This is a genomic window from Nocardia sp. NPDC049220, from assembly GCF_040647855.1.
Classification (GTDB): Bacteria; Actinomycetota; Actinomycetes; order Mycobacteriales; family Mycobacteriaceae; genus Nocardia.
Genome location: NZ_JBEZDA010000013.1, coordinates 159,612 through 171,154 on the forward strand (window position 1 = coordinate 159,612; position 11,543 = coordinate 171,154).

The following is an 11,543-nucleotide window of genomic DNA, read 5'->3' on the forward strand; positions in this document are numbered from 1 at the left end:
TACCCCCGGTTCGGCCAGTGATGGTGTGTTCCGGCACTGGCTGTCTCTCTTGGAGTGTTTTGAGGTACTCATGTTTCAGACAGCGGCCTCCTCGGGCAGTAGGGCCAGCAGTTGCTGGGTGTGGTTGGGGATTTCGATGTCGGCCAGGCCCTCGAACAGTCCGCGCAGCGGCACGACCGTGTCGGTGAGCAGGGCGCCTGCGGAGAGTCCGAGGAGCGGGACGGGGCTGTCGAGTTCGGGAGCGGACAGGGCGGGACCGCCGAAGCCGCAGAGGATCTCGGCCTGACGGCGCAGGCGCTCACGCAGGCCGGAGGACCCTCCTGCCTGTTCGGTTGCGCGGTCGATGGTCCAGGTGTCGAGGGCGTGGCGATTGTCGTAGGTGGTGTGTTCGCCCGCCGCGACCGCCGCCACCGCGGCGATGGTGCCCGCGGTGACGAGACAGACATGCGCCAGGATCTGATCGGCATTCCATTCACCCGGCGGGGGTGTCCTGAGGTGGTCCGAAGCTGCGACGGTGACAGCGGCTTCCAGGAGCGAGTCGTAGGCCTCGCGCAATGCGGTGGTGTCCAACATCAGGCGTGCACCGCCGAGTCCATTTCCCACGGGGCCTGTGGGAGGACCTTGCCGGTTTCCAGCAGAGACTTGAGGTTGGCGATCACCGAGGGCCAGCCGCGCGAAATGCCTTGCAGCATTTCTTCGTTCGGCAGATTGTCGTGGGTGACGGTGAGTCGGACGATGTCCCGGTGGGACTCGATGAGGAAGGTGACCACGGACGGGGAGCGGTCCTCCTCGGGGGAATCCTCGAAGGTGAGGACCAGCTTCGTCGGCGGTTCGGACTCGAGCACCTTGCCGACGACGTCGATCTTGCCGGAGCCGTCGGCGCGGCGGTGTTCCCAGGCCGACCCGGGCTCCCAGTCGGACACATTCTCGTGGAACCAGTACTGGGCGGTCAGGTCGGCGTCGGTCAGCGCCTTCCACACCTGTTCGGCGCTGGCGTGAATATAGGTGACGTAGACGTAGCTCGGCACGGTGGCGGTCATGGCGTACTCCTCTGCCTGGTTCTTGATGGCGCGCAGGAGATCCAGTCGGGGGCGGTCGAAGACGGAGATCCAGCGCTGTTCGATGTCGTGAATCGGTGTGGGATTGATGTAGTGCACCCGCTCGCGCCCGCGCCGCAGCACGGTCACCAGCCCGGCCCGCTCGAGAATGTCGAGATGCTGGGTCAACGACTGCCGGGCCATATCGACCCGCTCGCATAGCTCCCGCAGCGTCTGGCCGTTGTGCTCCCGCAGTCGGTCCAGTAACAGTCGGCGGGTGCCGTCTGCCAGCGCCTTGAAAACCGCGTCGATCTCGGGTTCGGATTGCACGACCCAAACTATGCAGGTATTTACCTGCATATGTCAACGGGCAACACGGGGACCCGGTCTCGGGATCGAACTGCCGCGCCCGCTCACCGCCGGCGGTGCATGCCCGGACGGGTACGCACGCGCGCCCACCATGCGCCAGTCCCTCGATACCCGGCTCGATGCGCTCACCGCCGCGGGTGACGCGAGTGTTCGCTGAGAAGAGATCTCCACCCGCGCCACACGCCCGCCCCGAACTCGACGTCGCGGTCGCGCTGTGCCGGGAACTGCGGGCCTCTGGCGTGGCAGTTGCCCTCGTCGGGCACGAGCACAAACGCCTCGGCCGCGACCTGGACCTCGCTACCCTCGCCGAGCAGCTGACAGCCTCAGATATCGGCCTGCACTTCCGCACCGGCGAACTCCAACGCAGCCACGACCCCGCCGGGTCGTGGTCACCGTGCTGGCCGCGCTTGTCGGGCATGGAGCGCGAATACATCGGCGACCAGGCCCCCAGGGCCGCGAATCCGCCCGCGGCCGCGGCAAAACCGCCGGCGACGCGAACATCACCGACCCAGACATGCTCGCCATGGCGATCCACCTCCGCGACCAGCAACTCAGCCTGCGCGACATTGCGACCGGGCTCGTCATCACCACCGGCACGAAAGAGGCCGTCACCCCTCACCCGCGACGGTCATGCGCATGCACCGCGACCGCCTAAACAACCGCCGCAATCCCGCTGAATCACCGAACCCCAAGCCATCATCGAGTTCTGGACGCTGACCAGCGGCTATGCGATATCCGCCCAATTTTCGGCGATTACTACCGGAACCCACCACGGGTCGGCATCGGGACGCCACCTGGTCCTTCACCTGTTCGGCCGTCGCGCGACCAGACGACGAGAGGAACCCCCACACAGAGCAGTCCCCGGTAGTCTCCATCGAAACCATGAGTTCCAGTCGTCGCTGACAACTCCGGTATTCGATTGGCTTGCCGGGGGCCTGGCCGGATCCTGGATGAGTCGATCGCTTCCGACGGACGTCTCCGTCTTCAGTGTGGCTCGCTCCGGTATTCCGGTGTAACGATTAGTTTCCTCCGGATCTGCCCCTAGTTCAATACCTGCGCCGCCACCAATAAGGGATTATTTCCTCGAGATGAGCAGGCCGACCATTATCTGAGCGAGTTCGCAAACCAGCGGCCGATGGCGAAGCGCCCGAGCGTCGGGGCTGTACCGCGCTCGGCACGATGCGTTGCGGCGCCGCACGAAGGTCGCACGATGCGGCCCGCTGCTGTGGTGCGCATTGTCTACCGCGCCCGGCACGCGCGTGTACCTTCATTAACCCGATCTCGGCGTGTAGCGTGTCAACCGGATCATCCAATGGGGACAGGGCTCGTCGAGACGTCCATCGTTGTGGTCGTGTCGCCCGTGTTGTACCTCGTCGGACTTAGTCGGAGTGCGGCGTCATGGGTAGCGGGGTACCTGCACGAACCGATGGACGCCGGCGTGCGCCGGCTCGTGGTGCGCTCGGTGGAGCGCCGCTCGGTATGCGCGCCAGGCGAGCATCGGCCAGAACATCGGATCCGTCAGTACGGAGACCTTATGAGTTCATCGAACCGATTCGACGAAATGCAAAGTCGCGTGGCAGATATAGCTCCGGTGTTACGCAAGCCGCTCGACTCGCCGTACGAGATATCCAACGAATTGTTCGACGTACTCCGGCACGTCTTGCATGACGTCGGCGGGCAGCCGGATGCGCCGACCGTGTATCAAGAGAAAACCGAAGAACCCTGGGAGATGAATACTTACGTCACGTGCGAATGCCTCGGTTGGCGTGGCGCGTGGAATTCCGAGGAACGCCGTCGAGCCGAGAACGATCTCGGCGCGACGCTGTACTTCGGCCTGCCCTACTACGCACGCTGGGCGACCGTCGCCGCGAAGGTTTTGATCAACAAAGGTTTGATCACCCCGGACGAATTGTCCGCCAAGGTGGACGAGGTGCGCGCACGATTGGAGGCGCGGAGGTGACCAGGAAGTATGAAATCGGCGATCGCGTCCGGGTTCGAACCGCGACATCGATGTTCCATACTCGCACCCAGGCATACACCCGCGGGCAGACCGGTGTCGTCGTGGAGCACCGGCCCGAGTGGGTGATTCCGGAGGATGAGGCTTGGGGACGTGAAGACGGTCGCTTCGAGCCTTTCTACGTGGTGCGGTTCCGCCAGAAGGACCTATGGCCCAACTACACCGGTTTCGACATCGACACCCTGGAGACGGAGGTCTCCGAGCGCTGGCTCGAGCCTGCAGAGGAGGACGGCAAGTGAGTCGAACCCACGATCACGGGGCACACGCACCGATCCAGACGAGTGAAGAGATCAGCGAGTTCGAGGTCCTGGAGACCGCGGTTCGCGAACTTGCCATCGAAAAAGGCCTGTTTTCGCAGGAAGATCACCGACGATTCGCCGAGTGGGCTGAATCGGTCGGTCCACATGGCGGCTCGAAACTGGTCGCGAAGGCGTGGCTGGATCCCGATTTCAAGGCGCGTCTGCTCGCCGACGGCACCGAGACGTGTAAGGAAATCGGCATCGACTGGCGTGATCCGACCGGGTCCGGTACGCCTAGTGACTACACGTTTTTTTATGTGCTGGAGAACACGCCCACGGTGCACAACGTGATCGTGTGCACGCTGTGTTCGTGCTACCCGCGGCCGGTGCTCGGCATGTCTCCGGACTGGTACCGCACCCCCAACTATCGTCGCCGGCTCGTCCGGTGGCCACGGGAGGTCCTCGCCGAGTTCGGCTTGCATTTTCCCCCCGAGGTCGAGGTGCGGGTACACGATTCGAACCAGAAGTCCCGGTTCATGGTGATGCCGATGCGCCCCGAAGGCACCGAGGGCTGGACCGAGGATCAACTCGCGGCCATCGTCACCCGAGACACCATGATCGGCGTCGCGCTACCACAGGTGGACTGGACCGCCCAGACATCGCCGGACCAGGCCCAGGCAGCCTCGGGCAACGGGGGGCAACGGTGAAAAGCACGCCGTACGAGGTCCTTCTACGCACCCTCGACCCCGGCTCGCCGCGGGAGAGCACGTTGCCCGAACTCGACCGCAAGCCCGACCCGTGGGAGTCGAGCATGCAGGCGACCTGTGAATGCCTGTCCTGGCGAGGCGCGTTGGACAATCTGGAACGCCGCCATGTCGAGGACGCGCTGGGGGAGACCGTCTATCACGACTTTCCGGTACGGACCCGATCGGTCGTCGCGACGGCGCACACGCTGATGGATCGCGGAGTGATCACACCTGAGGAGTTGCGCGCGCGAATGGACGTGGTTCGGGCACGGTTCCACCGCGAGTAGTTATGTGGTGCCGACCATGCACGCTCGCCCGAGTCAGAGGCGTTTCGGCCACAAATGCGGCATCACCCGGCTGAACATGGGCAACGTCCACGTCGCCGGGTCCGGGCGATGACCCTGTCGGACACCGTCGCCCGGCTCGGTGGCTGCGCCTTACAGACGAGGTGGTTCGTACGCGCGCCGATCACCCTGTACCGGATCGGCCTCGGCTTCCTGTTCGGCACCCGGCTGCTGATGCTCGAACACGTCGGCCGCCACACCCGAGCCCGCCGCTACGTTGTGCTAGAGGTCCTCGACCGGCCCGCGCCCGGCGAATATGTGATCGTGTCCGGCTTCGGTGACCGCGCTCAGTGGTACCGCAACATCCAGGCTCACTCCAGCGTCCGCGTCTGGTGCGGCCTGCGCCGAGCCGCGGCTGCCGCCGTGGCACCTATGACCGAAGCAGAGGCTGCGGCGGCGCTCGATCGCTATATCCGGAACCACCCCGGCGCCTGGAAAAACCTGCGCGCCACCATCGAGCACGCCACCGGGGCCCCCGTCGACACCCTGCCCATGGTCCGCGTGCGCCTGACTTAGCCAGTCGACCTGCCCGCGTCGAACAGCTATCCCGAGCCGAACATCTATCGATGCCCGCGAGCCGCGGCCTCGGTCGCGGCGCACCGCGCGAGCGCCGCGGCCAAGGGAATGCGTACCTGTCGAGACTGCGCACCGACACCGTAGCTGGACATCTTCATCGGCATTCGGGGGCGCCGCCCTGTACTCGGCGGCGTGGGTCACCGTACTGTGCCGCGGTTGGTGCAGCGTGAACCTGCCACCGTTACCTGGACCCGGTCGTCGCGCTGGACGGATCGGCCGACCAGTCGCACCAGGGATCTCCGGCCAGCCAATGCTGGTAACCCTTAGGCGCCCCATACTCGCCGGTGTTCCGCGGCCGCGAAGTTGGGTGATTTACACTGGCAAAAGCGTACCGGCGGTTTCCTTGGCTGATCAGAATAAACTGCGAGTCTGTTTTATGTGTACCGAAGCTGCCCCGCTCCGGGTCATCGAATCGGTGATTCGAGTTTCCGGTTCGGATGACGATTTGTTCCTTTTGCCGCGATATTGCTAGGAACATCATGGAGCTGGGCGGGAAGGCCCATGTTGTGCCCACTGGAAGGAACGGGCGCAGACGCGTTCGACGAATACGGTCGATTTGCTGCATCCATCCGCGGCTGGACGGACTGGAGTTCCAGATGCACTGCACTGCACTGCTGCGCTGGGCTGGACTTGGATGCATCGAATAGTCCTCAATGCCAAGGCTTTTGGCGCCGGATCACTGTTCCTGCCTGCCGGTATCGAGGGCGGCCGTCCCGGCCCCTCTTCTGGAAACCGGGCCGAAACGCCAGCGTTCATGCACGGCTGCAGGGTTGGGCGTGGATAGACTGACCGGGAATGCTGTCCAATAGCTGATCGCGCATGACTGCGGGTCGAATCGGCCGTACGTTCAAAAGTTCCGCTTTTCAGATCGTGACGTGTTGGAAAGCCAACAGCGGAGGTGGAGAGTAGCTGCACAAGTTGTGTCGACGCTGGGGTTCGGATTTTTTACGCGGGGACACATGCTATAAATCATCGGCGCGTTCGGGAGCAGGGGTGCGTGCCGCTTCAGCGTGGAAAAAGTGCATTTAAAGCCAAAAATCGGATATGGGCTGGGTGGCTTGGTTTCACCGCGCCTCAGTGCCTCCGAGTCTGAGTGAGGGGTCATAGGATGAATCTGAAGTCAGCCGGAACTGCCGAGGGCGATCTGGGTCTGATTCCGCTCTCGACAGCGCAATACGGCATGTGGTTCGCGGACAACATGCCCGGTGGACCGGCTGTCAACATCGCACAGTATGTCGAGATCGAAGGCCGGTTGGACATCGACGCGTTCAGCCAGGCGGTGAACAGTGCCGCATTGGAGACCGAGTCCTTGGTGGTGCGGGTCGTCGAGTCCGACGGTCGTCCATATCAATTCGTCGACCGCAGCATCATCTACGACGAGGCTGTACTGGATCTCGGTGACGAGGACGATCCGTTCGCGGCGGCGATGGAATGGATGCGCCGCGACTACAACACCAAAGCCGTCGATCTCAGCCGCGACCGGCTCACTGCGATGCGACTCATCCGGCTCGCCGAAGATCGGTATCTCTGGTACGGGCGTGCTCATCATCTCGTGATCGACGGGTACGGCGCGTTCAACGTGGTAACCCGGATCGCCGAGCACTACAACGCCCTCATCGAGGGCAGGGCGCCCACACGGTTGGTGGCGGCTAGATTGCGTGACATCGTAGAAACGGAGCGTGCCTATCGCACGAGCCCTCGTTTCGAGACCGACAAAGCGTACTGGCTCGACAAGGTCGCTGATCTTCCGACACCGGCTAGTCTGTCCGGTCGGACCGCGCGGTGGAGCAAAGTCGATCGCGTAGCCGGCCAGCAGCTTCCGTCTCAGTTGTCCGACATGCTCGATCGCTTCGCCGACGAACTGGAAGCCTCCCCCGCGCAGGTGGTGATCGCCGCGTTCGCCGCGTTCCTCGGTCGAATGACACGAACCGACGACGTGGTGTTGTCGATGCCGGTGAGCGGTCGGGTGACGATGCGTCTGCGCAACGCCGCGGCGATGTTGGCGAACATGGTGCCGATACGACTCGCGGTGGATTCGACGACCACTGTGGAACAGTTGGTTCGCGCGTCGGTGTCCGAGCTCATCTCGGCGATGCGGCACCAGCTCTACCGGTTCGAAGACCTGCGCCGCGAATCGAATGCGCTGGACGCGGCAGCGAACTCGTTCGGTCCGATCGTCAACATCCTGTTCTTCGACTCCGAGATTCGGCTCGGGTCAGCCGTCGGCCGATACCGCGCACTGACCTCGGGGGCACTCGACGACCTGCAGCTGAACCTGTACCGCTCCGGGGCCGATGCGCCGCTGCTCATCGAACTGCACGGCAACGCAAACCTGTACGGCCAGGATGAACTCGAATCGCACGCCCAGCTTTTCATCGATTTTCTGCGTCGTCTGATGGAATCCCCCCTGGACACCCCAGTTGCCGACATCCAGCTCGTCAGCCCAGCCGATGAGTCGCGCATCGTCGGGGAACTCGCCGGCCACGACGGCGAGTTGCCCTCCGCGACGCTGGTGGATCTGCTGACTCGACAAGCTGCCGCGACTCCGTCCGCGGTGGCAGTCACGTCGGGCGCGACCGAACTCACCTACCGCGAGTTGGACGAGCGATCCAACCGGTTCGCCCGCCGGCTCATCGCCCGCGGCGCGGGGCCGGAATCACTGGTGGCTATCGCGATGCCCCGGGACGCCGATCTGCTCGTTGTAGTGCTGGCCGTGCTCAAGTCGGGCGCCGGATATCTGCCATTGGACGTGGCTCACCCGGCCGATCGGCTCGAATACGTGCTGAGCGATGCCGATCCGATCGTTGTCGTGACGAACCGGAGCCTGCGCGAGCACGTACCGGGCGATCCCGGTCGTGTACTGCTGTTCGATGGCAGCTCGGACACCGCCGAGTCTGGCTCGGAACCGATCACGGAGGCAGATCGGACCGGTCCGCTGTGTTCCGACCACCTCGCGTACGTCATCTACACCTCCGGATCGACCGGTCGCCCGAAGGGCGTGTCGATCAGTCATCGTGCTGTCGCCACGTATTTGGTGAACGCGTGTGCCGAGATCGGAATTCGGGCCGAAGACGTCTGGACGTTCTTCCACTCGTTCGCGTTCGATTACTCGGTATGGGAAATATTCGGTGCGCTGGTCTCCGGTGGCCGCGTCGTCGTTGTCGATAGCGTCACCACACGTTCGCCCGATGATGTCGTCCGCCTCGCGGTGCGTGAGAAGGTGACCGTCTTCAACCAGACGCCGTCGGCGTTTCACCAGTTCGCAGCCGCGCAACAGCGGTATGCGCAGGCAGGTGAGCCGCACGGAGAGCTTTTCCTCCGGCTGGTCATTCTCTCGGGGGAAGCTCTCAACCCGGCATCGTTGGCGGACTGGTATGAACACAACCCGGCACTGCCCGTGCTCGCCAATAGCTACGGGATCACCGAAACCACCGTCTTCGTCACCTATATCGGCCTGACCTCGAAAATTGCCGTGCCGGGTGCGCCGAGCACGATCGGCCCGGCGCTGCCGGGTTTGCGGACGTATGTCCTGGATGGACGGTTGCGTCCGGTTCCGCTGGGTGCCTGGGGCGAGATCTATGTCGCGGGAGCTCAACTCGCCCGCGGCTATCTCAACCGACCCGCGTTGAGCGCAGGGCGGTTCGTCGCCTGCCCGTTCGGCAAGCCGGGCGAGCGTCTCTATCGCAGCGGCGATGTCGCACGATGGAACCACAGGGGCGAGCTCGAATATCGTGGCCGAGCCGATCAGCAGGTGCAGCTGCGCGGGTTCCGGATCGAGTTGGACGAAATCCGTGACGCGTTGTTGACGCACGGCACAGTCTCAGCAGCGGCTGTTGTCGTGCATCTTCCCGGCACAGAGGCGGCCCGGCTCGTCGGATATGTCGTGCCTGCCGGCGATTCGGTCTGTGCGGCCGACTCTCTGCGCGCGCACCTGGGCAGCCGTCTACCGGAGTACATGGTCCCGGCGAGCATTGTCGTGATGCCCGCGTTACCACTGACCGTCAACGGCAAACTCGACCTTCGTGCGCTGCCCGAGCCGGTGTTCGATTCGGCCGCGGCGTATGTCGCGCCGCGTACGGTCGTCGAGGAATCTATCGCCGACGTCTTCGCCGAGGTCCTGGGTACGGAGCGGGTAGGCGTGTTGGACAGCTTCTTCGAGCTGGGTGGCAATTCGCTGACCGCGACCAGTGCCGCTGTGCGCATCGCCGAGGTGACCCGATGTGGTGTGTCGGTCCGCGATCTGTTCGGCAAACCGACCGTCGCCGAACTCGCGGCGCATATCGAAGGTGAGCACCGCCCGGGCCGACCCGCACTGAGGGCGACGGCGCGGGCTCTGCCCATCCCGTTGTCACCGGCGCAGAACAGGATGTGGCTGGTCAATCAGACCGACCCGGCCTCCGCGGCGTACAACATTCCCCTGGTGGTGCAGCTGACCGGACGTCTCAATGCCGCCGCACTGCGTGCGGCCCTCACCGATGTGATCGATCGGCACGAGTCGCTGCGCACCGTCTACCCTGCCGTGGATGGTGAAGGAGCGCAGGTCATTCTGTCGGCCGAGCAGGTAGTCGCGGAGCTCGACCTGACCCCGAAGGCAACCGATCCCGACGACATCGCGAGCCGGATTCGCGAGTTGGCCTCGACCGGGACCGACGTCCGCGAACGTGCGCCGATCCAGGCCGCACTGCTGGCGACCGCCGGTCGTCGACGCCATGTGCTGGTCGTCGTGCTGCACCATATCTGCTGCGACGGGTCGTCGCTTCGACCGCTCGCTGCCGACGTGGCGGCCGCCTACGCGGCGAGGTCAGAGGGAAAGCGGCCGGACTGGCAGCCATTGAAGGTGCAGTATGCCGACTACAGCATCTGGCATCGTAGCCTGCTCGGCGAGGAGAGCGATCCGGATTCCCTGGCGGCCCAGCAGTTGCGTTACTGGGCAGCGCAATTGGCGGGAATGCCGCCGGTACTGGAGCTTCCCCTCGACCGCCCGCGCCCGGCGCGGCAGTCCATGCGCGGAGACATCGCCGACTCGGTGATCACGGCCGAGACATTCGCGGGGATTGAACGACTCGCCCGTGCGGCGCACGTGACGACCTTCATGGTGGTCCACGCCGCGCTGGCGGTTCTGCTGGCCCGCCTGTCGAGTTCATCGGACATCACCATCGGTACGCCGGTGGCGGGACGGGGCGAGCGAGCTCTCGAACCGCTCATCGGCATGTTCGTCAACACTGTGCCATTGCGCACCGAGGTGCGTTTCGACGAATCGTTCACCGCGTTCCTCGGCCGGGTGAAAGACATCGACGCGGATGCTTTCGCCTATAGCGATCTGCCGTATGAGCGAGTCGTGGAGGAAATCGATCCGAAGCGATCTTTGGCGTATGCACCGCTGTGCCAGGTCTACCTTGCTTTCGAGAACATGGACCGCGCGAACTTGGAACTGCCCGAGCTGACCGTGGAGATTCTGGATCCGGGGCCCGAACCGGCGAAGGTGGACATCATCGTCACCGTCGCGGAAAACACCGCCGCAGATGGCGATGTCGCGCTGCGGATCAACTATGCGACGGACCTCTTCGACCGCGAGACCGTGGAGGAACTCGCTGCCCGACTGAATCGGATTCTCGAGGCGTTCGTGTCGCATCCGGAGATGCCGGTGGGTGGCGTTGATTTGTTGTCCGTTGACGAGCGGTTGGGGTTGGTGCCTGCGTCGGGTGGTGCTGCCGAGACGCCGCGAGTGTTGGCGGAGGTGCTGTCGGTGGGGGATCCGGGCGCGGTGGCGGTGGTGTCGGGTGAGCGTGAGGTGTCTTATGCCGAGTTGGATGTGTGGTCGAATCGTGTCGCTCGGGAGTTGATCGACTGGGGTGTGGGCCCGGGTGATCACGTCGCGTTGGCGATGGGGCGGTCGGTGGAGTTTGTCGTCGGCGTGTGGGCGGTGGCCAAGACAGGTGCAGCGTTTGTTCCGATTGATCCGCGGAATCCGGTCGATCGTGTTGCTCGTATGGTCGCGGATTCGGGTGTGCGGGTGGGCGTCACGGTGGAGGAGTCCCGGAACCTTCTTCCAGGTGGGGTTCGGTTGTTGGTGTTGGATGATCCGGATGCGGAGGTGTCGATCGCGTCGCGGTCGGGGGCTGCTGTGTCGGATGTGGATCGTGTGCGTGGTTGTTGTGTGTTGGATACGGCGTATGTGTTGTATACGTCGGGGTCGACGGGGACGCCGAAGGGTG

9 protein-coding genes are annotated in these 11,543 nt (G+C 64.2%); 7 read left to right on the top strand and 2 right to left on the bottom strand.

The genetic code is table 11. From position 1 onward, the window contains the following. Window positions 1-75 precede the first annotated feature (75 nt). Window positions 76-573, bottom strand: a complete 498-nt coding sequence (locus tag AB0C34_RS24480) for a hypothetical protein (RefSeq protein WP_357077263.1) — start codon at window positions 571-573, stop codon at window positions 76-78. After that, window positions 573-1,367: a metalloregulator ArsR/SmtB family transcription factor gene (locus AB0C34_RS24485; RefSeq protein WP_357077265.1), complete on the bottom strand. Its 795-nt coding sequence runs from the start codon at window positions 1,365-1,367 to the stop codon at window positions 573-575. The genes AB0C34_RS24480 and AB0C34_RS24485 overlap by 1 nt, the downstream gene beginning before the upstream one ends. A 424-nt stretch (window positions 1,368-1,791) precedes the next feature. Here AB0C34_RS24485 and AB0C34_RS24490 point away from each other — a divergent pair, with 424 nt between their 5' ends. The 7 genes from AB0C34_RS24490 to AB0C34_RS24520 all read left to right on the top strand — a co-directional run. Next, window positions 1,792-2,061 carry a hypothetical protein gene (locus tag AB0C34_RS24490; protein WP_357077268.1) on the top strand — a complete coding sequence of 90 codons (270 nt, stop codon included), beginning with the start codon at window positions 1,792-1,794 and terminating at the stop codon, window positions 2,059-2,061. Window positions 2,062-2,940: 879 nt separating this feature from the next. Continuing rightward, window positions 2,941-3,366, top strand: a complete 426-nt coding sequence (locus tag AB0C34_RS24495; RefSeq protein ID WP_357077271.1) for a hypothetical protein — start codon at window positions 2,941-2,943, stop codon at window positions 3,364-3,366. Between the two features lie 50 nt (window positions 3,367-3,416). Beyond that, window positions 3,417-3,662 (top strand): SH3-like domain-containing protein, encoded by a 246-nt coding sequence (locus AB0C34_RS24500; RefSeq protein WP_357077309.1) that lies wholly within the window; start codon window positions 3,417-3,419, stop codon window positions 3,660-3,662. Further along, complete coding sequence (scnC, locus tag AB0C34_RS24505; RefSeq protein WP_357077274.1) at window positions 3,659-4,369, top strand: thiocyanate hydrolase subunit gamma; 711 nt, start codon at window positions 3,659-3,661, stop codon at window positions 4,367-4,369. The genes AB0C34_RS24500 and scnC overlap by 4 nt, the downstream gene beginning before the upstream one ends. Then, a complete protein-coding gene (locus AB0C34_RS24510) occupies window positions 4,366-4,695 on the top strand; it encodes a ScnB (protein WP_357077277.1) in 330 nt (109 codons plus the stop codon). Before scnC ends, AB0C34_RS24510 begins: the two co-directional genes overlap by 4 nt. Window positions 4,696-4,803: 108 nt before the next feature. Then, window positions 4,804-5,268 (top strand): nitroreductase family deazaflavin-dependent oxidoreductase, encoded by a 465-nt coding sequence (locus tag AB0C34_RS24515; protein ID WP_357077280.1) that lies wholly within the window; start codon window positions 4,804-4,806, stop codon window positions 5,266-5,268. Between the two features lie 1,168 nt (window positions 5,269-6,436). Then, window positions 6,437-11,543, top strand: a 5,107-nt coding sequence (locus AB0C34_RS24520) for an amino acid adenylation domain-containing protein (RefSeq protein WP_357077283.1), incomplete at its 3' end; no start/stop codon positions are given.